Raw genomic sequence first — 21315 nt, 5'->3', positions numbered from 1 at the left:
TATGTAAAATGGGTATGACAAATGAGTATGGAAAATCTGTTAACCGACAATAACCGCGCCTCTCAGGCGACACAACTCCCCAAAAGCCTGAGAGACATGCTTTTATTTCAATTTTTTAAAATTAAAACAGCCAAGTGCCTTAAAATTACCACTTTGGTCGCCCTGCTTGCCATTGAACAAACACAAGCGGCGCCCCGAGGGGCGCCGCTTGCAAGGCTCTATCGCTACCGATTACAGCAGTAAGCGACGGATATCGGTCAACACATCTGCCAGGAAGGCGGTAAAGCGAGCGGCATCAGCGCCATTGATCGCGCGGTGATCATACGAGAGCGATAGCGGCATCATTAAGCGCGGCTGGAAGGCGCTGCCATCCCAAACCGGCTTCATCTGCGCTTTGGACACACCCAGAATAGCCACTTCCGGCGCGTTGACGATCGGCGTGAACGCCGTGCCACCGATCGAGCCGAGGCTCGAAATAGTGAAACAGCCACCGGTCATTTCATCACGCTTGAGCTTTTTGGTTTGCGCTTTCTTACCCAGCTCGGCCATTTCCTTGGCAATCTCGATCAAAGACTTTTTGTCGGCATCACGAACGACCGGCACCATCAGACCATCGGGTGTATCGACCGCGATACCGATATGGACGTAATTCTTCCATACCAGCGTGTCGCCGTCGCCTTTCAGGCTGACGTTGAACTGCGGGAATTTACGCAGCGCAAACGCACAGGCTTTGACCATAAAGGGCAGTGGCGTTAGCTTGGCGCCCTGCGCTTCTACTTCGGCCTTCATCGCCTTACGGAAGGCTTCCAGCTCGGTAATGTCCGCTTCGTCGAACTGCGTGACGTGAGGGACATTGAGCCAGCTGCGATGCAAATTGGTTGCACCCATCTTAAGCAGGCGCCCCATCGGCTTCTCTTCCACTTCACCAAACTGGCTGAAGTCGACTTCCGGAATTGGCGGAATACCCGCACCACCGGTTGCAGCAGCGGTAGCGCCTGGCTGCGCTTTGCCTTGATTGGCAATCGCCTGCTTAACGTAGGACTGTACGTCCTCTTTAAGCACGCGGTCTTTCGGCCCACTGGGCTTAACCAGCCCCAAATCGACACCCAGCTCACGAGCCAGCATACGCACCGCAGGGCCAGCGTGAACCAGCTTGCCATCACGCGGCTTATGAGCCGCCATCTGCGCTTCCGGGCTGGGCGTACCCGCCTGAGATTCAGCGGGCTTACTCGGTTTCTCCTGGTTAGGCTTGTCCTGCTTAGCATCAGCTTTTTCAGGCGCGGCTTTTTTCGGTGCCGCTTTCTTGGCACCCGCGACTTCCATATAGCCGATCACGTCGCCTTCAGAGACGGTGTCACCCTCTTTAACGGTGAGCTCAATGAGCTTGCCTTTATAAGGGCTTGGCACATCCATGGAGGCCTTGTCGGACTCTAGCGTGATCAACGGATCTTCTTCGTTAACCTCATCACCGGCCGCCACGCCAATCTCGATAATGGGTACGTCAGAAGCGCCAGAAAGATCCGGTACGCGAATCTCTTTACGCTCGGGTTCGCCACTGCCGGCCTCTTCCTCATCATCTTCTTCGGTCGACTCTTCTGACTCGCTGCTGGCTTGGCTAGAGGGCGGCTCTGAAGAAGCGCTCTCTTCCGGCGCATCTTCGCTGTCGTCACTGCCTTCGCCCGCGATCTCCATTTGGCCGATCACGTCCCCTTCAGAAACCGTGTCGCCCTCTTTAACGGTAAGACTGACGATCTTACCGCCATGGGGGCTGGGCACGTCCATGGAGGCTTTATCAGATTCCAGGGTAATCAGCGTATCTTCAGCGTCGACTTCATCGCCTTCGCCTACGGCAACTTCGATAATTTCAACATTATCGGAACCGCCAAGGTCGGGCACTTTGATATCAACGGTCTGCTTGCCACCGGACGACTTTTTAGCCGCGGGCTTTTCAGCCTGCGGCTGCTCTTTAGCCGACTCTTGAGGCGTGTCTTCTTTGGCTGGGGCAGCTTCTGGATCGGCGTCGCTGCTGCTCTCTTCGCTACTGCTGTCGCCGCCGCCTTCCACTTCCAGCTCGACGATATCGTCCCCTTCGGAAACGCTATCGCCTTCTTTGACCAGCACCTTGATGACCTTGCCGCCTTTCGGCGCAGGGACATCCATGCTGGCTTTGTCGGATTCCAGAGTGATCAGGGTGTCTTCCGCTTCAATGACGTCGCCTACTGACACCGCAATCTCGATGATTTCGACATCGGTATCGCCACCGATATCGGGAACTTTGATGATTTCGCTACTCAAGGTCGCGCTCCTTCCAAATCGGATCGAGCCGGTGGGCATCCGCCCACCGGGCAGCGTTTAGCTAGTCAGCGGGTTAGGCTTATTGGCGTCAATGCCATACTTCTTAAGCGCTTCACCGACATGCTTGCGATCAATATCGCCGCGATCAGCCAGCGCACGCAGCGCTGCTACCGTCACGAAGTAGCGATCCACTTCGAAGAAGTAGCGCAGCTTCTCGCGGGTATCTGAACGGCCGAAGCCATCGGTACCCAGTACAGTGTAGTCACCGGGCACCCAAGCGCGCACTTGATCCGCGTACAGTTTCATGTAATCGGTTGACGCGATAATCGGCCCATCGCGCCCTTCCAAGCACTTAGTGACGTGGGGCTTATTGGCCTCAGCATCCGGGCTTAGGAACGCTTCACGATCGAGTAACAGTGCCTCGCGACGTAGCTCGTTAAAGCTGGTCACGCTCCAGATGTCGGCGCCGATGCCCCAATCGTTCTCAAGCAGCGTGGCGGCCTCTTCGACTTCGCGAAGGATCGTGCCAGAGCCCAGCAGTTGGACGCGGCCTTTATCACCCTTGGTTTCCCGCAGTAGGTACATACCTTTGACGATATCGTCAGCCGGTACGTTTTCCAGTGCTGGATGCTCGTAGTTCTCGTTCATCACGGTCAGATAGTAGAAGCAGTTCTCCTTATCGGTGAACATGCGCTTCAAACCATCCTGCACAATGACCGCGACTTCATGACCATAGGTGGGGTCGTAGCTACGGCAGTTGGGAATGGTGGAGGCCTGGATCAGGCTGTGGCCATCCTGGTGCTGCAAACCTTCGCCGTTGAGCGTGGTACGCCCAGCCGTGCCGCCGACCATAAAGCCGCGCGCCTGCAGGTCACCTGCTGCCCAAGCCAAATCGCCGATGCGCTGAAAGCCGAACATCGAGTAGTAGATGTAGAACGGCAGCAGCGTGACGTTGTTGTTGCTGTAGGAAGTCGCGGCAGCGATCCAAGCGGACATTGCACCGGCTTCAGTAATGCCCTCTTCGAGAATCTGACCTTTCTGATCCTCGCGGTAGAACATGATCTGGCCTTTATCGACCGGCTCGTACTTTTGGCCTTCCGAGGTGTAGATACCCAATTGGCGGAACATACCTTCCATACCGAAAGTACGCGCTTCATCAGGGATGATCGGCACCACGTGCTTACCAAGTTTCTTATCTTTCACCAAGCCATTCAGAACACGCACAAACGCCATGGTGGTGGAGACTTCGCGCCCTTTCGAGCCACCCATTTGTGAGGCAAAGGTTTTATCTTCGAGGCTAGGAATCTCCAGTGCCTCAAAGTCGCTTTGACGGCTGGGCAAGTAACCGCCCAGGCGCTCGCGCTGCAGGTGCATGTACTTAAGCTCGGGAGAGTCCTCTTCCGGCTTGTAATAGGGAACGTCTTTCAACTGCTCATCGGTGATGGGAATACCGAAGCGATCACGGAAGGTTTTGAGCGCTTCGTACTCCATGCTCTTGACCTGGTGCGCTTCGTTGGCCGCTTCGCCATCGCCGCTACCCATACCGTAGCCTTTAACGGTATGCGCCAGAATCACCGTGGGCTTGCCGTTAGAGGTATTCACGGCTTCGTGATAGGCCGCGTAAACCTTGAACGGGTCGTGACCACCGCGGTTGAGCTTCCAGATATCTTCGTCAGAGAGGTCTTTAACCATCGCTTCGGTTTCTGGATATTTGCCAAAGAAGTGCTCACGAGTGTAAGCACCGCCGTTGGCTTTGTAGTTCTGGTACTCGCCGTCGACCGCTTCGTCCATACGTTTTTGAAGGATGCCTTTCTTGTCCTTCTCGAACAGCGGATCCCAATGGCGGCCCCAGACGACCTTGATCACGTTCCAACCAGCGCCACGGAAGACGCCTTCGAACTCGTCCATCACCCGCGAGTTACCGCGCACAGGGCCATCAAGGCGCTGCAGGTTACAGTTGATCACGAAGATAAGGTTGTCGAGGTTTTCACGGCCCGCCAGTGAAATGGCGCCCAGGGACTCCGGCTCGTCGCACTCGCCGTCGCCCATGAAGCACCAGATCTTACGGTCATACATGTCTTTCAGCTCACGGTGATGCAGATACTTCATCACGTGCGCTTGATAAATGGCCTGAATGGGGCCAAGACCCATCGATACCGTGGGGAACTGCCAGTAGTCCGGCATCAACCACGGGTGCGGGTAGGAAGAGAGACCATCGCCATCGACTTCCTGGCGGAACTTGTCCATCTGCTCTTCAGAAAGGCGTCCTTCCAAATAGGAACGCGCGTAAATACCCGGCGCCACATGGCCCTGGATATACACCAAGTCACCAGCGAAATCCCCTTGGGGGGCGCGGAAGAAGTGGTTAAAGCCTACGTCATACAGCGTGGCAGATGACATGAAGCTGGCAATGTGGCCACCCAGGCCCGGCTTGGCGCGGTTATTGCGAATGACCTGAGCAATCGCGTTATAACGGATCAAAGAGCGAATACGACGCTCCATGAACAAATCGCCAGGCATCGGTGCTTCGCGGTGAACCGGGATCGTATTACGGTGCGGGGTTGTCACCGAGAAGGGTACCTTCATCCCGTCCCGGCGTAGGCGATCCGCCAAGCGGGTCATCAGGTAGCGGGCACGATCCTCGCCCTCACGATCCAATACCGATTCTAGGGAATCAATCCATTCCGTAGTTTCGATCGGATCGAGATCTTCTCTTGTCTCCAGACTCATAGAGGTCTCTCCGAATGACGATAAATGACAATTAGCCCCGCTACCCTCAAGGGCCTGGGGCGGCGGTGTGGAAGCCCACCACGCGCCAACATTCAGCCGGTGAATAAACGCCGGATAGGTGTTTTAGCTCTACATTCAACAAGCTACGTACACACTGATGTAGTAAAGCTACACAAATGTCGTAAAAGTTAGCCTTTTGTATAGGTGAAGATACCGCAAAGTCGCCACGCTGCCAATTCTGTGACGGCGGAAAAGCCTATCGAAAACAAACTATTGCACTGCAACATAAGCAAATTATGGCGCTTACTCTAGGGCATTAGCGAGGCCAGCAATTGTAATTAAACTACCGTTTTATTTCTTTACAGGATAATCACTTAATTAGCCCTTTAAACTTTTGTTCTAGCGTTCAGCCGCTGATGAAAATAAGCCCAATCGAAGGCTGGCCCTGGGTCTGTTTTACGCAGTGGCGCCACGTGGGCATGGCTGGTAATGCGCGTGCTATCGAGCTGAGGGTAGCGCTTCATTAGCCACATCGTGGCTTCTATCAAGGCGTTGTACTGGGCAAGCGTGTAAGGGGTGATATCGTCCCCTTCAAGCTCGATCCCAACAGAGAAATCATTGAGCGCCATGCGCCACTTTCGCTGCTGGTTATCCCACCAGCAGGAGCGCCCGGCATGCCAGGCCCGTTGGCCAGTGTCAACAAATTGAACGCACTCGCCGTCGCGGCGAATGAGCAGGTGCGCAGAGACCCTCAGATGGGCTATTTCGGCGAAAAAAGGGTGTACCTCTGTCGCCAACTGATTAGTAAATAGCGCCTCAATGGCATCACCGTTAAACACGCCAGGGGGCAAACTGATCGCATGCAGAAGCAGCAGCGAGACCTCATCGCTGGGTCGAGCATCGCAATTGGGGGAGACGACATGCCGGGCGCTTTTCCACCAGCCTCTTCTCGGTTGTTGCTCTTCCATGCGCAAACTCTCCTTTTCGTTAGCGCTCACTTTTACGACACGATTTCACTATACTGCCGCTTACACTTGACGACGTTCAGAGAATTCACTGCCATGCATTATCAATCCGCTCTTGCAGAAGAAATCCGCGCCAGCGCTGCTCGCCTGCTAGCTGAAGACGTTGGCCCGGGTGATATTACCGCGCAATTGATCCCTGAACACCAGTGGGCCACTGCTGAGGTTATTACCAGAGACGCCGCAGTGCTGTGTGGCGCGGCCTGGGTAGAAGAATTATTTCGCCGCCTGGATAGTCGGGTAAGCGTGACGTGGCTAGCCGCTGACGGCGATAAACTTGAAGCTGGTCAGTGTTTTTTAACCTTGGAAGGCCCTGCTCGTGTGCTGCTAACCGGCGAGCGTGCGGCACTTAACGTGCTGCAAACACTATCAGCCACTGCCACCGCCACCCGCGCTTATGTCGACCTGATCGAAGGCACGGGCGTCCGTTTGCTCGATACCCGCAAAACGCTGCCCGGTATGCGTTTGGCGCAAAAATACGCCGTCACTTGCGGCGGTGGGCACAACCATCGTATTGGTCTGTGGGACGCGTTTCTGATCAAAGAGAACCACATTGCTGCCTGCGGCGGTATTCAGGCGGCGATTACACAGGCCCGCCAGCTAGCCCGAGACCTGCCGGTGGAAGTGGAGGTAGAAACCTTTGAGGAACTCGACCAAGCCCTAGCAGCGGGTGCCGATATCGTCATGCTCGACAACTTCGCCATTGAAGATCTACATGTCGCCGTGGAAATTAACGGCGGTAGGGCAACCTTGGAGGCTTCGGGCAATGTGAATGCCGCCACCCTGCGCGCCATTGCCGATACGGGCGTTGATTGCATCTCTAGCGGCGCACTGACCAAAGACATCGCCTCCATCGATCTTTCAATGCGTATTACCCGCAGCTATCGCGTGTAAGGATCAAGTTTCAACAGCATTTAGCGGTTTGGAGAGCTTATAGCGCTTTAGCCGCTCTCCGCTGCGCTCAACCCACTGCTCGCCGTGGTTTTGCCAGCCGCGGCGCATGAGACGCTCATAAAGCATCGAACTGGCCTCGATCTCCACTTTGCCCTTGCCCTGTTCAAGCAGCATTCGCTCAGCGTGAACCAGCAGCGTGGTACCAATGCCACGACCGGTAAGGGAGGGCCAGACGTAGAGCGTTTCAATTCGCCCAGCGTCTAGGTCTACTTCCAGAAACCCCACACAGCGCCCATCGCAGGTAGCAATTAACGTGGTATACAGTGCTTGGCGCACTGCCCAGGCGCTGCCTTCTCGGGGTAGCGCCTGGGCCCACGCCCGGCGTTCATCCAGCGTATAGTGGGTGGCCGCCCCTTGCATCACAGCATGATAAAACACTTCCGCCTGATCAGCGGCATCACGCGCCAGTGCGGCGCGATACATCACCCGCGCACTCGTTGGGGCTTGCTGCTCATCGCTATTACTCATGTGTCACCTCTGCGCTGTTCAGCTAACCATTGATCACGGTCTATCAAGCAAGACCTTTTCGGTCATGCTCTACTGGGTCATGTTCAAGCCTTCGAGCTGCTTTATACTGGGCTTCTGGCTAAATTTCTAACGACGTTGCTGATTAAGCTTCTGCTCAGCCCTTCACGGCCCGACCCGACGCCGATTCATCCTAGTAAAAGGCAGTGTGATGGACAATGTCCCTAACAGCGAGCACTTTACGCTTTCGCCCATTGGTCACTTGGTCAGTGACTACCCCGACAAATTCGGCATTCCGCGCCAGCCGGGGCTAGCGCCCGCAGCTAACGCAAAACTTGTTCTCGTCACCCCCTATAATGATCCACTTGCGGTGCGCGGCTTAGAAGACTTCAGTCACCTATGGCTAACCTTCATCTTTCATCAAAGCCCTCAGCGCTGGTCGCCTCTCGTTAGGCCACCCCGCTTGGGCGGTAATAAAAAAGTAGGCGTATTTGCCAGTCGCAGCACCCACCGCCCTAATCGCTTAGGGCTATCACTGGTAAGGCTCGTCGGCATCGACACGCAGCAAGGTGTCGTATTACAGCTACAGGGCGGTGACTTGGTGAGTGGCACCCCGGTGGTCGATATCAAACCCTACTTGCCCTGGGCTGAGTCTCAGCCGGATGCGCAAGCCGGCTTTGCGCCGCAGGCACCCCCACTGCTGGCAGTCTCTTTCCACCCGTCGGCTCTGGATACACTCGCCCAGCGTGACGATAGCGCCTCGCTGTACGCTCTCATCGAGCAGGTGCTAAGCCAAGACCCACGGCCCGCCTATAAACAAAAAGGGAGCGATTCTGAGCGTCTTTACGGCGTTCGATTACGCGACGTGGACGTTAAGTTTCGCCAGCACCAAAAAGGCGAAGCCACCACCTTGGAGGTGATGGCTATCGACACTTACGCCGCGCAATAAACGCGTTTAAGCCGGAAAAGTGATCCCCAGGCGGCGCCCGACTTCTTCGTACGCCTCAATCACTCCACCCAGCCCTTGGCGGAAGCGATCCTTATCCAGCTTTTCGCGGGTATTGGCGTCCCACAGGCGACAACCATCCGGCGAAAACTCATCCCCCAGGATGACCTCCCCTTTGAAGACACCGAACTCGAGCTTGTAGTCCACCAACAGCATATCGCCCTCGGCAAACAGCGCCTTGAGGATATGATTAACCTTGAAGGTCAGCACCTTCATCTTGGCTAACTGCTCAGGCGTTGCCCAGCCGAAGGTCTCCGCCAGCGACTCGTTAATCATCGGGTCGCCCTTCTCGTCATTTTTTAAGAACAGCTCGAAAGTAGGCGGCGTCAGTGCGATGCCCTCTTCCACCCCGAGGCGTTTCACCAAGCCACCCGCGGCGATATTACGCACCACACACTCCACCGGAATCATCTGCATCTTTTTGACCAGACTCTCGGTGTTGGAAAGCTGCTTTTCAAAGTGAGTAGGAATACCCGCTTCCTGCAATCGCTCCATAATGAAGGCGTTAAAAATATTATTGACCATGCCTTTACGGGCTAGCGACTCCATTTTTTTGCCATCGAAGGCGCTAGTATCATCCCGAAAATTAAGCACCAACAAATCTGGATCGTCGGTGGTATACACAGATTTCGCCTTACCGGCGTATAGTTCTTGGCGCTTTTCCATGGGGGCTCCGTCAGGAAACAAAGATCAATAAATTAACGTAAGTAACCGGAAACACGCTCAAGCAGCTCACGCTGGTCATCGGCGCTGAATGCCCGTTCGCTGGCATTGATAGCCCGTAAAATCGTCTGGTCGCCGTTAGGCTGCAGGACAAGACGGATCTCTTGAGACATCTTACGCACGTCCGCGCTGAACACGATTTGCAACGGGTTACGATTGCGCTCGGTTTCGGTCATATATTCAACCAGGAACTCGTGGCTATTGGGATCTGAAGCCAGTAAGTCACGCTGTCCTTCCTGAGCAAAATCCAGTTCCAGGTAATGATTCAACTCAGCCCATACGCGATCGACGGGCTGTGGGATGACCACTTCCCACTCGTCACCTTGCTGGCGAACTTGCATCGTTTGCTCATCATTGAGGCGCTGGGCAGTCCAGGAAGACGACAGGCTGGCCGATGCGCTGCGGGCATTTAAATGGCTCTCCAAAGCGTCCAGGCAGCTAGCCATGGTTCGCCCACCGCTTTCGCAGCGCACTTCACTGCTGCCCTCGCGCAATGCACTTTGTAGCCGTATTACCGCCTGGGAAGTCACAATCACACCCTGGGAGGCATCGCTTTCCTGCACCGCTAACTGTCGGCTACGTACAAACTCTTCCAACTGGGGCCATACCGTGCCGGTATCGGCGGCCACCACTAACCAGGTTTGATCACCCACTTCGCGGCGTTCAACGTACTCAGGCTCTAGACCACTGCCAATGGCCAGTGATTGGGGCGGACGAATTTCTGCCGCTTCGTCAAGCCGTGTCCCTTGGGTGGCGGCTTGAGGAACCGGCAGCGCGTCACGGTAACGTTGGGTATTGCGGGTTTCCGGCAGTACCAGAGGGGGCGCAGGCGCGGCCTCGGTATAGTCCAGGTTACGGTCATGGTAAAAACCATCCCGCGCGCAGCCAGTCAGTGTGACAGCCGCTGCGAGCACCAGCGGAACCCATTTAAGCGCACGTTTTTCAAGCACAGAGCTCATCAAGCCACCTTAAGTCAACAAATCAGGTACCCAGCTCAGCGAAAAGCGAGCTGGGTAGCAAAGGGGTTAGCGCCGGATATTACTCCTCGACAACGCCCGCCAGCTGCAGCGCCTCGCTCACCGTCGCATGGTATTTTTCGGACAACCACGTCAGCGGTAGACGAATCCCTGCGTCTGCATAGCCCATACGATGCAATGCCCATTTTACGGGAATTGGGTTCGATTCTATCCCCAGATTGGTATGCAACGGCATCAACCGAGTATTGATCTGATGGGCCTTGTCAGAATCACCCGCCACGGCGGCTGTACATAAGTCATGCATTGCCTGGGGAGCAACGTTTGCGGTTACCGAGATATCCCCATGCCCGCCCATCAGCATGAAATCACATGCGGTCGCATCGTCGCCGGAGTAGAGCATAAAGCCACTACCCTTCAGGCGAGTGATTAGATCTTCCGCACGCTCCAGGTTCCCTGTCGCGTCTTTTAAACCAATAATATTATCCACCTCGGCCAAGCGTAAGACGGTCTCGTTATAGAGATCAGAGCAGGTACGGCCCGGTACGTTATACAGAATCACCGGCAGCTTGCTGCCCTCGGCGACCGCTTTAAAGTGCTGGTAGAGGCCTTCCTGAGTGGGTTTGTTGTAATAAGGACATACTGACAAACAGTAGTCGGCACCCACCTCACTGGCGTAGCGGGCTAATTCAACCGCTTCCGACGTCGCATTGGCGCCGGTGCCCGCAATCACGGGAATACGGCCATTGACCTCTTCTACCACGCTGCGGATCACATCAAAGTGCTCGGCAAAAGACATGGTAGTGGGTTCGCCCGTCGTGCCAGCAGCGACAATGGCATCGGTGCCATTTTCGAGATGGAAGTTCACCAGACGACGAAGCGCCTCCCAGTCGATGTCGCCATTGACCTTCATAGGCGTCGCCAGGGCGACGATGCTGCCTGTGATCATCCGTTTATTCCTCACCAGCCAAAGTGTGATATCAATTATCAACATAGAGCACGTGCTAGATACATCACGTGCTCAGTCTTTCTCAAAACTGGGCGCTATCGTGTCATGAGTTTCAGGCGTTAGCGTGCCACAGAGAGCAAATGGTACTCAGGCGATTCGAGCCTGTACAGCGTAAAGCGGTGCGAGTTTGCCGCTAGCCCGATTTGAGCTTTGACAATGGCCCTTGGCTTACGTGTAATCGTGGCTAACCTTTGATTTTAACACCCACCCTCAAAAGGACGCTTTATGTCTGTTGAAATTGGTCAACCCGTTGCGGATTTTTCCGCCACCGCTACCGGCGATACCACTGTGACGCTGTCAGAACTGCGCGGCAAACAAGTGGTCGTTTACTTCCATCCCAAAGCCAGTACGCCAGGCTGCACCACTGAAGGGGGTGACTTTCGCGACCGTAAATCCGCCTTCGATGCCACTAACACCGTCATACTCGGCGTTTCCCGCGATGGGCTGCGTGCCCAGGAAAACTTCAAGGCCAAACAGGATTTTAACTTTGAGCTTATCTCTGACAAAGATGAAAACGTCTGCACACTGTTTGACGTAATAAAGCTCAAAAAGATGTATGGCAAGGAGCATCTCGGCATCGAGCGCAGCACCTTTTTAATCGATAAAGAGGGCAAATTGGCAAAAGAGTGGCGTGGCGTGAAGGTTCCGGGCCACGCTGACGAAGTGCTTGCCGCCGCTGAAGCGCTCAACGCGGCTAGCTAGCCGTTATCCCGCGCCACCCTTATTACCGCGGGGCGCCCTCATGTGCTAATCGAACTTCTCTGCCGGGGCTTGCAGGCCTCGGCGCTCTTCTCGTTCGTGCATGCTTCGCGGCCAGGCGTAGACCAGCGCCTTTAGCAGCGTTGCCAAGGGGATAGCGAAGAAAATCCCCCAAAAGCCCCAGATACCCCCAAAGAACAACACCGCCACAATGATAGAAACGGGGTGAATGTTGTTGGTTTCAGAGAATAAAACCGGGGCTAATACGTTGCCATCCAGCGCCTGAATGACGCCATACGCTACCAATACATACACAAACTCTTCACTAATACCGAAGTGAAAACCAGCGACCGCGGCCACCGGCAGCGTGGCTACCGCCGCGCCGATATAGGGTACCAACACTGAAAATCCAACCAATACCGCCAACAGCGCCGTATAGGGCAACCCAAAGAACGCGAAGGTAAAGAAGGTCACGGTGCCTACGATAATAATTTCAATGAACTTGCCGCGAATATAGTTGGCAATTTGATCATCCATTTCACGCCAAATACGTGATAGCAGCGTGCGCTTTTGGGGCAACAATGAAAGCATGAAGCCCACCAACACGTCACGGTCCTTGAGCATAAAGAAGACCAAAATCGGTACCAACACCAGATAGATGATCACCGCCATGATGTTGCCAAGCGATGCCAGCGAGAGGGTTAACGCACGCTGCCCTAACTGGCTAATTTCGCGACTCGCCACGCCTATCCAGTTCTGTATCTGATCCGGCGTAATAATATTGGGATAACGCGCCTGCAACTCATCTAGCCAGCCCTGACCACTGGCGAACATTCTTGGCGTTTCCTGCACAAGCCCCACAAGCTGATTCCAAATGAGCGGCATTAAAATAAATGCTAAGGTGAGCAAGACACTAATAAACGCCAAGAACACCATGATCACCGCGAGCAGATGAGGCAAACCACGGCGGGTTAGCGCACTCACTACACCTTGCAGCAAAAACGCGATCACTAACGCTGTGAAAAACGGCGCCAACATACGGCCAAACAAGATAATCGCCGCAAAACCCGCCACCAGAACCAACAGCAGAATCAGCGCTTCTTCGTCAGAAAAATAGCGTTCAACCCAGCTTTTTAATATCGTGCGCAGGGTCATGAGTGCCCGTCCCCTGCCTTACGAATCCAATAGACATAGACATCGTCACGCTGTTCACGGCCTTCCAGGGTATGCGCGCTCTGATCGGTAAATGACGCCATGTCTCGCCATGAACCCGCGTCCGTTGAACGCACCTCCAGCAACTGACCGGCGGTCAAGGTGGTTAAGGCCTGTTTCGCCTTCAGCAAGGGCAGCGGGCAATGCAGCCCACAAGCATCAAGCACCGTGTCGGGATGAAAGGCCCTGGTTTGCTCAGACATATACTCTCCCTCAAAATGGCCTGCATAATCACGGCATTGTTGCATAAACTGTCTATTTAGCGATTGATTTCACAAGGCCGTCGATTTAACGGCACTTCCCCGTCTTTATCAATGTCACAGTTTTAAACAATGTCTTTGAATAATGTCTTTAAACAATGTCGTATTGTGAACGCTGCGTTCAAACACTACCCATGAGGATGCCATGCCCACCTTTCGTACCGCTTACCCCGGCTGGATATGTGCGTTCGCTTGCGCCTGCGGCAGTTTGCTTTTTAGCCCTCAAAGCTTTGCCATCAACGATTACGGCCTGCCAAGCCTGGGAGCGGCGTCCACCTCAGTCAGCAATGAAGAGTACCGATTGGGTAGAGCGTGGCTGCGTCAGTTTCGTGCCCAGGCGCCTCAGTGGCAAGACCCCATTGCAAGCGACTACCTGGAGAGCCTGATTGCCCGGCTTGCGCCACATAGTCAGATCAACGGTCTGCGCACTATCACCGTCATGGTTGATAATGAATCGCTTAACGCCTTTGCTGTTCCTGGCGGGGTGGTCGGCATCAACTCAGGGCTCTTTGCCTTTGCCGAAGATGAGGGCGCTTTTGTTTCCGTGCTGGCCCATGAGCTGGGCCATCTTTCTCAGCGTCACTACGCCAGGGGAAGCGCACGCGCCGCACAAACCCAATTGCCGGCCATGGCGGCAATGCTAGCTGGCATGCTGATTGCCGCCAGTGGTGGCGGTGATGCTGGCATGGCCGCCGCGATGGGCTCTCAGGCGGCACTGATACAGGACCAGCTCAGCTATTCCCGCTTATTCGAACAAGAAGCCGACAATATAGGCCTACAGGCGATGGCTGACGCCGGGTACGACCCAGAGGCCATGGTACGTATGTTCGCCGCGATGCAGCGCATGGCGCGCCTGCAGGGCGACACCCCGCCGGAGTTCTTGCTTACCCACCCGGTCACGGATAGCCGCTTAACCGCCGCCCAAAATCGCGCGGCGCAGCTTAACGTTGCCGATGCCTATACCAGCGACACGCTTTACGACATGATGCGCGCCCGCGCATTACTGAGCATTTACGCCAATACTCCACAGCAAGCGGCCTCACGACTTGTCCGAGAAGGCGCCGACGAAACGGCCCAGCGCTACCTGGACGCCTTGATCGCTGCCCGCAATGGCCAGACGGCGACGGCCTTGCAACGTCTCGATCAGCTTGCTGATCAACAGCCTGACTTTGCCATGCTGCCAGCCTCGGCGGCAAGCGTAGCGCTAGAGGCCGGTCAATACGATGAGGCTATTCAGCGCAGCCAGCGTTTACTGCGCTTCATGCCCAATTATCTGCCGGCTCAACTGACACTGGCCGAAGCCCAGCTACAGCGTGACCCACCATCGGCATATAACCTATTACGTGATATGGCGGATCAACACCCAGATAACCCTCAGATTTTCAATTTATTAGCGGAGGCTGCAGGGCGCAGTGGACATAATGGCTGGGGGCACCTAGCCCGCGCTGAACACCTGCAGTTGACGGGCCGGATAGACAGCGGCATTCGCCAGCTCTCCATTGCTCGGGATGCCGCCGAGCGCGAAAACGATCAGCAGTTACTGGCCAGGATCGAACAGCGCCGCGAGGCCTTTATTACGTACCGTGAAGCACTGGAAGAGTTTAGTTAAAGGGATAACATATGAAAAAGCGCCCATGGTTTGATCCCTATGGGCGCTCAATTGATCTGCCGTGCTAAATCACCCTGCGATGTTATGCATTGAAGTTAAGCATTCGCTCAAGGGGCTTCAAGGCCTGCAGGCGCAGCGCTTCATTCACCTGAATTTCACCACTTCCCTCGCGCAGTGCGCTCGCTAGATTACCCAGCGCGTTCATCGCCATCCAGGGGCAATGCGCACAGCTACGGCAAGTGGCGCCATTGCCTGCTGTCGGCGCTTCAAACAGCGTCTTACCCGGCACTGCCTGCTGCATCTTGAAAAAGATACCACGATCAGTTGCCACAATCAGTTTATCGTTGGGCAGTTCTTTCGCTGCCTTGATCAACTGTGAGGTGGAGCCTGTCACGTCCGCCAGCTTCACTACCGACTCAGGTGACTCTGGATGCACCAGCACCGCGGCATCCGGATAGATGCGCTTCAGGTCTTCAACGCCCTTAGCCTTAAACTCTTCATGGACAATGCAGGCGCCATCCCACATCAACATATCCGCGCCGGTTTTTTTCTGGATATAGCCACCCAAGTGTTTATCGGGTGCCCAGAGAATTTTTTCACCTTTAGCTTGTAAGTGCTCGATCGCCTCGACGGCAATTGACGAAGTCACCACCCAATCCGCCCGCGCCTTTACCGCCGCGGAGGTATTGGCATACACCACCACGGTGCGATCCGGGTGCGCATCGCAGAAAGCGCTGAACGCATCGGCAGGACAGCCAATGTCCAGCGAGCAGGTCGCTTCCAGGGTGGGCATGAGCACACGTTTTTCTGGCGATAGTATCTTGGCGGTTTCACCCATGAAGCGAACTCCGGCGACTACCAGTGTGGTGGCATCATGTCGGGCACCAAAGCGGGCCATTTCAAGCGAATCGGCGACACAGCCGCCGGTTTCTTCGGCAAGCTGCTGGATGGCATCATCGGTGTAGTAGTGTGCCACCAAAACAGCATTATGCGCTTTCAGTAGCTGTTTGATTTCTTCGACCCTTGCCCTATCTTCCGCTGGAATCCGGGTTGGGCAGTAGGCAGTGGGCAGCGGAGCACTTAGCTCGGCTTGCGTAGTCATCATAGTCATCGTGTCTACCACTGTGACGAACAGGGAATCCCCCTGTTAAACACTGGGTCACGGTACAGGCGCGTTTCGCTCTGCTCCCGTACCGCTCGCGTGCGGCAGGCCGCTGCGTCTCTCGCGGTGGCCCGTCGTCTGAACCCCTATTCTAGCCCATTCTGGTAGTTCGTTGTTGCCAACGGCCACCAGAATGATACACATAGCAAAACGCCCCTGACAGTTGACTGCCAGGGGCGCTGAATTTGGTGGGTCGTGCAGGATTCGAACCTGCGACCAATTGATTAAAAGTCAACTGCTCTACCAACTGAGCTAACGACCCAAACGTACTTTGCTACTCAAACTGCAATGTGCAAACTTACCGCGATCAGTACCGCCTCAAAATAAGACTGGAAAGCTGGCTTGAAAAAAACCACCTTCCAAAACAACGTTTGAGATGGTGGGTCGTGCAGGATTCGAACCTGCGACCAATTGATTAAAAGTCAACTGCTCTACCAACTGAGCTAACGACCCGCCTGAACGGATGCATATCCTACGCTTACACCCCTTTGATAGCAAGTGTTTTTTAGCACCAAGGGGTGAAACACGCTTGAAATGTGCCTGCCTAAGGAGCGTCAGCTAAGACAGCCACATCTCTCTACCTACTTAACGAGCTTTGGTTTTCGGTTTACGCATTGCCTGAACCGGCTTGCGTTTGTGCTTATCGCGGTTCCAGCGGTTCTTCTCATCGGGCGTTAACGCCGGCACCTTGCGGGTTTCCAAGTTCGCCAGGGTGGCTAAGTCATCCACCTCATCCTGGGTCAGTTCGACCCACTCACCGGCTTTAGCGCGCTTATCCAGGAAGATATTGCCGTAGCGAACGCGTTTAAGGCGGCTAACGGTGAGCGCTTGAGATTCCCATAGCCGCCGCACTTCGCGGTTACGTCCTTCTAAAATCACCACGTGGAACCAGGTATTGATACCTTCGCCACCAAACTCTTGCACATCGGTGAAACGCGCGGGGCCATCTTCCAGCATCACGCCATCGACCATCGCCAGGATATGCTCGCGCTTCACTTCACCCATCACGCGAACGGCGTACTCACGTTCCACTTGGGTAGAGGGATGCATCAAACGGTTGGCCAACTCGCCATCCGTGGTAAACAGCAGCAAACCGCTGGTGTTGATATCCAGGCGGCCGATGGCAATCCAGCGTTCGCCTTTCAGGCGCGGCAAGCGGTCAAACACCGTGCGGCGGCCTTCTGGATCCTTCCGGGTACACAGCTCACCTTCCGGCTTGTTGTACATAATCACCCGGCGCGGCACTTCCTCTTCCGGGCGCAGCGCCACGGGGCGGTCATCAAAACTGACTTTGTCCCGCGCTTCAACGCGGTCGCCCAGCTTAGCCACTTGGCTATTTACTTTGACACGGCCGGCGGAAATCGCCGTTTCCATTTCACGACGCGAGCCAAGGCCTGCACGGGCCAAGACTTTTTGCAGCTTTTCGCTGGTGGGGGGCGTGGTGTTATTACTCTGACTCATGGTCGTCTGACCTCACATCGGTAGTCTGCGTGCTTTCGCGCTCGTCTTGTTGGCGCTTGGCACGTGCCGCGAGCCGCGCCTGTAGGTCGGCAAAACTCAGCGGCTGGGTTAACGCCGTCTCGGCGTGCGTATCGGCTATCTCAGCCGAGGTTATCTGTTCTTTCTGGGGTGGCGCATCCTGCACCGTTTTGATCGTTTCGTCCAGTGCTTCACCGTCTGAACCGGGGCCATTTTCTTCCTGAATGCCAGCATCCTTCGTCACCCCCGGCTTTTCAGGTATTTCGTTTTCATCCCAGCTTGCCAGGGTGTGCATGGGCGGCAGCGCATCGAGGGTTTTTAAGCCAAAATCGTCTAAAAAGCTGCGCGTGGTGGCATATACCGATGGGCGTCCCGGCACATCCCGGTGGCCGACGACACGGATCCAGCCGCGCTCTGCCAGGGTGCGCATAATCGAGCTGCTGACGCTGACCCCACGCACCTCTTCGATATCACCACGCGTCACCGGCTGGCGGTAGGCGATCAGGGCCAGTGTTTCTAGCAGTGCCCGGGAGTAACGCTGGGGGCGCTCGTCCCAAAGCCGCGAAACCCATTGCGATAGACGCGGACGAATACGTAGCTGATAGCCTGAGGCCGTTTCCAGCAACTCCAGCGCGCCGTCGGTGTGGCGCTGCTGTAAACGCTCAAGGACATCGCGAAACTCCTTTCGAGTGGGGCATTCGCCCTCTAGAAAAAGGGTTTCCAATCGTTCAAGGGGCAGCGATTCACCAGCGGCAAGCAGCGCCGCTTCAACAATGTCGTCCAGCGCGCTCTCAGCGTTACTCATGGCGGCTCCTCGTCGGATTCAAAGGCGGACTCACCATCGGTATCATCATCTCTCTCAGGCTGCTCAAACGCACTCTCTTCATCGTCGGTAAGTGCTGCACGCCGCGCGCGCACATGAATCGGCGACAGCGGTGCGTTTTGGACAATTTCAATCATCGCCTCTTTCGCGAGCTCAAGTATCGCCATGAAGGTAACCACCACGCCTGCCCGCCCTTCCTCCAAAGCAAACAGCGCTTCAAAGGGAGTGTAACGCTGATGAGCATCATCGTGATTTAGCTGCTCCATAATCTTGAGCATGCGCTCGCGAGTGGATAGCACCTCGCGACTGATCTGGTGGGCCTGCACCAGCTCGGCGCGCTTGAGGATATCGGAAAGCGCACTGAGCAACTCATCCAATTCCACCTCAGGGTGAATCACACGGGATTCCAACGGGGGTAATCCTGCCTGAACGCTAAACCAGTCACGGCCCATACGGGGCAGTGTGTCCAGCGTTTCAGCAGCTTCCTTGAGGCGTTCGTACTCTTGTAAGCGCCGGATAAGCTCCGCGCGGGGATCTTCCTCATCCTCGCCCTCTGCCTTCGGCGGGCGCGGCAGCAGCGTGCGCGATTTGATCTCAGCCAGCATGGCGGCCATGAGTAGATACTCCCCCGCCAGCTCGATCTCCATCGCCTTCATCAGCTCCACGTACTCAATGTACTGGTGAGTGATAGTCGCTACGTTGATGGTCAGAATATCCAGGTTTTGGCGGCGAATCAGATAGAGCAGCAGATCCAGCGGGCCTTCGAAGGTCTCTAAAAAGACCCGCATCGCTTCCGGGGGAATGTACAAATCCTCCGGCATTTGCGTGATAGGCTCGTTAAACAACCGCCCAAACGAAACCGCCACTGCGTCAATGGCCGCAGCATCAGAATTCTCTAGCTCAGTCGTTTCGCTTGACGTCTCGCTCACGCGGGTCGGCTCTCTTGGTAAAAGGGAATCAACACAATCGCACAGTTTAACAAAATCGACACCTTTCGCGGCGCACTAGTCGAGAGGGATGACAATCCGATTACCCCGCATCGCAGGCTTTACGATAGCGCCCTTGGTAATCAAACAGCTTGTCGCGGATTTGGAAATGGCGCCCCACTTTGCGGCCTACGACAAAATCAGGATGACGCAGGCGGTGCTGTTCAGTAACTACCTCGTCGGCACTCACGGGCTGCCATTTACCTCCCGGCGCACGAAGGTGATAACGCAAAAAAGCCGCATAGAAGGCGCGCCGCTGGGCAGGCGTTTCCAGAGCGAACCATTCGGAGAGATGCTCGCCATCTTCGTCGTGATAAGTGATTTTTAAGCGCGGCAGGCCGCGCCCGTTGGTGGTCGCCTCCAATTGCATGCCGCTAACGCGCAGTACCCTGGCGTCTTTCAACTTTAGCGCATCCTTGAGTTTGTCGTCCGCGTCCACCAGCAACTTGTTGCAACCGTGGCAGCGGCGGGCAGCGATATCGTTCTCCGCGCCGCACTCCTCGCAGACTTTAAAACGGAATCGGAAATCGCACTGTTTTTTATAGGCGCCCGAAACCGCGCCGCGCCGGCCGTTTGCCGCTTCAGAAAGCCGATCAGGGTTATCAATCAACCCCTGACAGCGACGGCCAAAGTGCTCGACCACTAAATCGCCATCGCGCTTGCCCCAGTATAAGTTGGCGTGCCCGCATTCCGGGCACTCGACCTGAACCGGCTCGCTGTCACTATCGGGCTTTGGTTCGCCCACTTCCGGGGCGAAGATATCCCACGGGTTGCCGGCATAATCCAGAATCAAGCAGTCCTCTTTACCCGGCGAAAGACGCAGCCCGCGCCCGATCATCTGCTGATAGAGGCTAATCGACTCGGTGGGGCGCAAAATAGCGATCAGATCCACATGCGGCGCATCGAAACCAGTGGTCAGCACCGCGACGTTCACCAGGTATTTCAGCGCCCGCGCTTTAAAGGCATCAATCAACGCCTTGCGCTCTTGGGAAGGTGTTGCGCCGGTGATCAAGGCGGCCTCAACCGGCGGTAAATAGCCCATAATTTCTTCCGCATGGGCCACCGTAGCGGCAAAGATCATCACGCCCTGCCGACCCAACGCGCGTGCGATGATTTGCTCGATAATGCCCGGCGTCGCCCTGCTCCCAGCCACCACACGATTCAGCGCTTCCTCCTGAAACAGGCCGTTTGAAGGGGGCTTGAGCGCGGAGAAGTCGTAGCCCTCTATTGCCATATCCAGGCGTTTGGGCGCCGCCAGATAGCCCTGCTTCACCATTAGACGCAGCGGCTGCTCAAACACACAGTCGCGAAAGAAACTCTCTTCGCTGCCCCGCACCATGCCATGATGATGGCGATAGTAGATAAACCCTTGCCCCAATCGGTAAGGCGTCGCGGTGAGCCCGAGTATTTTAAGTTGGGGGTTTTGGCGGCGCAGGTGTTCGATCACCTGACCGTAGCTGGCGTCTTCATTGAGCGATACGCGGTGACTCTCATCAATCACCAGCAGGGTAAAGTTTGCGTCATTAAAACGCTCTAAGTTGCGCACCACCGACTGCACCGAGCCAAACACCACTTGCCGGGTAGCCTCTTTGCGCTTTAACCCAGCGCTAAATATATCTGCCTCGAGGCCATACGCCTGATACTTGGCATGGTTCTGCTCCACCAGTTCGCGCACATGGGCCAGTACTAATACCCGCCCTCGTGCGAGACGCGCCAGCTCAGCGATGACCAGAGATTTGCCGCTGCCGGTTGGCAGCACTACCAGCGCTGGCTCACTGGACGCGCGAAAGTGCCCGACCACCCGCTTTACCGCTTCTTGCTGGTAGGGGCGTAACCGGGGCGTCTGGGTGGGGGATGCGAAAGGCGGCCCGGAGGCCGCCTTGTCGTGTTGCGTCATTATTCACCTA

General features: G+C 55.6%; 19 protein-coding genes and 2 tRNA genes. 5 read left to right on the top strand and 16 right to left on the bottom strand.

Annotation, left to right across the window (positions count from 1 at the left end; all coding sequences use genetic code 11):
• Positions 1 to 27 precede the first annotated feature (27 nt).
• Entirely contained in the window at positions 28 to 243 is a 216-nt protein-coding gene (locus ACUN8H_RS06075; RefSeq protein WP_445531258.1) for a hypothetical protein, read from the top strand.
• Here ACUN8H_RS06075 and aceF read toward each other — a convergent pair.
• The 3 genes from aceF to ampD form a co-directional block, all read right to left on the bottom strand.
• Complete coding sequence (aceF, locus tag ACUN8H_RS06070; protein ID WP_445531257.1) at positions 232 to 2295, bottom strand: dihydrolipoyllysine-residue acetyltransferase; 2064 nt, start codon at positions 2293 to 2295, stop codon at positions 232 to 234. The genes ACUN8H_RS06075 and aceF overlap by 12 nt on opposite strands.
• 57 nt (positions 2296 to 2352) lie before the next feature.
• The gene (aceE, locus tag ACUN8H_RS06065; RefSeq protein WP_445531256.1) at positions 2353 to 5025 is read right to left on the bottom strand and encodes a pyruvate dehydrogenase (acetyl-transferring), homodimeric type; all 2673 of its coding nucleotides are present in this window, start codon (positions 5023 to 5025) and stop codon (positions 2353 to 2355) included.
• A 386-nt stretch (positions 5026 to 5411) separates the two neighbouring features.
• Positions 5412 to 5993: a 1,6-anhydro-N-acetylmuramyl-L-alanine amidase AmpD gene (ampD, locus tag ACUN8H_RS06060; protein WP_445531255.1), complete on the bottom strand. Its 582-nt coding sequence runs from the start codon at positions 5991 to 5993 to the stop codon at positions 5412 to 5414.
• 93 nt (positions 5994 to 6086) lie between these two features.
• Between ampD and nadC the strand changes: the two genes are divergently transcribed.
• Complete coding sequence (nadC, locus tag ACUN8H_RS06055; RefSeq protein WP_445531254.1) at positions 6087 to 6941, top strand: carboxylating nicotinate-nucleotide diphosphorylase; 855 nt, start codon at positions 6087 to 6089, stop codon at positions 6939 to 6941.
• A gap of 3 nt (positions 6942 to 6944) precedes the next feature.
• On the opposite strand, the gene ACUN8H_RS06050 is transcribed toward nadC, so the two are convergent.
• Positions 6945 to 7469, bottom strand: coding sequence for a GNAT family N-acetyltransferase (locus ACUN8H_RS06050; RefSeq protein WP_445531253.1), 525 nt, complete (start codon positions 7467 to 7469; stop codon positions 6945 to 6947).
• 208 nt (positions 7470 to 7677) lie between these two features.
• Between ACUN8H_RS06050 and tsaA the strand changes: the two genes are divergently transcribed.
• Complete coding sequence (gene tsaA / locus ACUN8H_RS06045; protein WP_445531252.1) at positions 7678 to 8415, top strand: tRNA (N6-threonylcarbamoyladenosine(37)-N6)-methyltransferase TrmO; 738 nt, start codon at positions 7678 to 7680, stop codon at positions 8413 to 8415.
• Positions 8416 to 8421: 6 nt separating this feature from the next.
• Here tsaA and purC read toward each other — a convergent pair whose 3' ends face one another.
• The 3 genes from purC to dapA all read right to left on the bottom strand — a co-directional run bounded on the left by purC (position 8422) and on the right by dapA (position 11118).
• Positions 8422 to 9138: a phosphoribosylaminoimidazolesuccinocarboxamide synthase gene (gene purC / locus ACUN8H_RS06040; protein ID WP_445531251.1), complete on the bottom strand. Its 717-nt coding sequence runs from the start codon at positions 9136 to 9138 to the stop codon at positions 8422 to 8424.
• Positions 9139 to 9170: 32 nt separating this feature from the next.
• Positions 9171 to 10154 (bottom strand): outer membrane protein assembly factor BamC, encoded by a 984-nt coding sequence (bamC, locus tag ACUN8H_RS06035; RefSeq protein ID WP_445531250.1) that lies wholly within the window; start codon positions 10152 to 10154, stop codon positions 9171 to 9173.
• Between the two features lie 79 nt (positions 10155 to 10233).
• The gene (gene dapA / locus ACUN8H_RS06030) at positions 10234 to 11118 is read right to left on the bottom strand and encodes a 4-hydroxy-tetrahydrodipicolinate synthase (protein WP_445531249.1); all 885 of its coding nucleotides are present in this window, start codon (positions 11116 to 11118) and stop codon (positions 10234 to 10236) included.
• A 285-nt stretch (positions 11119 to 11403) separates the two neighbouring features.
• On the opposite strand from dapA, the gene ACUN8H_RS06025 reads away from it, so the two are divergent.
• Positions 11404 to 11880 carry a peroxiredoxin gene (locus tag ACUN8H_RS06025; RefSeq protein ID WP_445531248.1) on the top strand — a complete coding sequence of 159 codons (477 nt, stop codon included), beginning with the start codon at positions 11404 to 11406 and terminating at the stop codon, positions 11878 to 11880.
• Between the two features lie 45 nt (positions 11881 to 11925).
• Here ACUN8H_RS06025 and ACUN8H_RS06020 read toward each other — a convergent pair whose 3' ends face one another.
• On the bottom strand, positions 11926 to 13032 hold the full coding sequence (locus ACUN8H_RS06020; RefSeq protein WP_445531247.1) for an AI-2E family transporter: 1107 nt from the start codon (positions 13030 to 13032) through the stop codon (positions 11926 to 11928).
• On the bottom strand, positions 13029 to 13292 hold the full coding sequence (locus ACUN8H_RS06015) for a sulfurtransferase TusA family protein (protein WP_445531246.1): 264 nt from the start codon (positions 13290 to 13292) through the stop codon (positions 13029 to 13031). Before ACUN8H_RS06015 ends, ACUN8H_RS06020 begins: the two co-directional genes overlap by 4 nt.
• 202 nt (positions 13293 to 13494) lie before the next feature.
• On the opposite strand from ACUN8H_RS06015, the gene ACUN8H_RS06010 reads away from it, so the two are divergent.
• The gene (locus ACUN8H_RS06010; RefSeq protein WP_445531245.1) at positions 13495 to 14958 is read left to right on the top strand and encodes a M48 family metalloprotease; all 1464 of its coding nucleotides are present in this window, start codon (positions 13495 to 13497) and stop codon (positions 14956 to 14958) included.
• An 82-nt stretch (positions 14959 to 15040) separates the two neighbouring features.
• Here the strand turns inward: ACUN8H_RS06010 and nadA are convergent, their stop codons facing one another.
• The 7 genes from nadA to ACUN8H_RS05975 form a co-directional block, all read right to left on the bottom strand.
• Positions 15041 to 16069: a quinolinate synthase NadA gene (gene nadA, locus ACUN8H_RS06005; protein ID WP_445531244.1), complete on the bottom strand. Its 1029-nt coding sequence runs from the start codon at positions 16067 to 16069 to the stop codon at positions 15041 to 15043.
• A gap of 237 nt (positions 16070 to 16306) precedes the next feature.
• A tRNA-Lys gene (locus ACUN8H_RS06000) sits at positions 16307 to 16382 on the bottom strand.
• A 115-nt stretch (positions 16383 to 16497) separates the two neighbouring features.
• Positions 16498 to 16573 (bottom strand) — tRNA-Lys (locus tag ACUN8H_RS05995).
• Between the two features lie 132 nt (positions 16574 to 16705).
• Positions 16706 to 17581 (bottom strand): 23S rRNA pseudouridine(2605) synthase RluB, encoded by an 876-nt coding sequence (gene rluB, locus ACUN8H_RS05990; RefSeq protein ID WP_445531243.1) that lies wholly within the window; start codon positions 17579 to 17581, stop codon positions 16706 to 16708.
• On the bottom strand, positions 17568 to 18404 hold the full coding sequence (scpB, locus tag ACUN8H_RS05985) for an SMC-Scp complex subunit ScpB (RefSeq protein ID WP_445531242.1): 837 nt from the start codon (positions 18402 to 18404) through the stop codon (positions 17568 to 17570). The genes rluB and scpB overlap by 14 nt, the downstream gene beginning before the upstream one ends.
• Complete coding sequence (locus ACUN8H_RS05980; RefSeq protein ID WP_445531241.1) at positions 18401 to 19351, bottom strand: segregation and condensation protein A; 951 nt, start codon at positions 19349 to 19351, stop codon at positions 18401 to 18403. Before ACUN8H_RS05980 ends, scpB begins: the two co-directional genes overlap by 4 nt.
• A gap of 100 nt (positions 19352 to 19451) precedes the next feature.
• Positions 19452 to 21305 (bottom strand): DEAD/DEAH box helicase, encoded by a 1854-nt coding sequence (locus ACUN8H_RS05975; protein WP_445531240.1) that lies wholly within the window; start codon positions 21303 to 21305, stop codon positions 19452 to 19454.
• Between the last annotated feature and the right edge of the window lie 10 nt (positions 21306 to 21315).

It is taken from the genome of Vreelandella sp. V005, from assembly GCF_052645115.1.
Note: the sequence above shows the minus strand (reverse complement) of the source record. Positions and strands in the feature narration are given on the sequence as shown.

Bases quoted from the DNA above. Each gene is read 5' to 3' on its own strand.
- ACUN8H_RS06075 (WP_445531258.1), top strand. From the start codon at position 28: ATGGAAAATCTGTTAACCGACAATAACCGCGCCTCTCAGGCGACACAA.
- aceE (WP_445531256.1), bottom strand. From the start codon at position 5,025: ATGAGTCTGGAGACAAGAGAAGATCTCGATCCGATCGAAACTACGGAA.
- ampD (WP_445531255.1), bottom strand. From the start codon at position 5,993: ATGGAAGAGCAACAACCGAGAAGAGGCTGGTGGAAAAGCGCCCGGCAT.
- nadC (WP_445531254.1), top strand. From the start codon at position 6,087: ATGCATTATCAATCCGCTCTTGCAGAAGAAATCCGCGCCAGCGCTGCT.
- ACUN8H_RS06050 (WP_445531253.1), bottom strand. From the start codon at position 7,469: ATGAGTAATAGCGATGAGCAGCAAGCCCCAACGAGTGCGCGGGTGATG.
- tsaA (WP_445531252.1), top strand. From the start codon at position 7,678: ATGGACAATGTCCCTAACAGCGAGCACTTTACGCTTTCGCCCATTGGT.
- purC (WP_445531251.1), bottom strand. From the start codon at position 9,138: ATGGAAAAGCGCCAAGAACTATACGCCGGTAAGGCGAAATCTGTGTAT.
- bamC (WP_445531250.1), bottom strand. From the start codon at position 10,154: ATGAGCTCTGTGCTTGAAAAACGTGCGCTTAAATGGGTTCCGCTGGTG.
- dapA (WP_445531249.1), bottom strand. From the start codon at position 11,118: ATGATCACAGGCAGCATCGTCGCCCTGGCGACGCCTATGAAGGTCAAT.
- ACUN8H_RS06025 (WP_445531248.1), top strand. From the start codon at position 11,404: ATGTCTGTTGAAATTGGTCAACCCGTTGCGGATTTTTCCGCCACCGCT.
- ACUN8H_RS06020 (WP_445531247.1), bottom strand. From the start codon at position 13,032: ATGACCCTGCGCACGATATTAAAAAGCTGGGTTGAACGCTATTTTTCT.
- ACUN8H_RS06015 (WP_445531246.1), bottom strand. From the start codon at position 13,292: ATGTCTGAGCAAACCAGGGCCTTTCATCCCGACACGGTGCTTGATGCT.
- ACUN8H_RS06010 (WP_445531245.1), top strand. From the start codon at position 13,495: ATGCCCACCTTTCGTACCGCTTACCCCGGCTGGATATGTGCGTTCGCT.
- nadA (WP_445531244.1), bottom strand. From the start codon at position 16,069: ATGACTATGATGACTACGCAAGCCGAGCTAAGTGCTCCGCTGCCCACT.
- rluB (WP_445531243.1), bottom strand. From the start codon at position 17,581: ATGAGTCAGAGTAATAACACCACGCCCCCCACCAGCGAAAAGCTGCAA.
- scpB (WP_445531242.1), bottom strand. From the start codon at position 18,404: ATGAGTAACGCTGAGAGCGCGCTGGACGACATTGTTGAAGCGGCGCTG.
- ACUN8H_RS05975 (WP_445531240.1), bottom strand. From the start codon at position 21,305: ATGACGCAACACGACAAGGCGGCCTCCGGGCCGCCTTTCGCATCCCCC.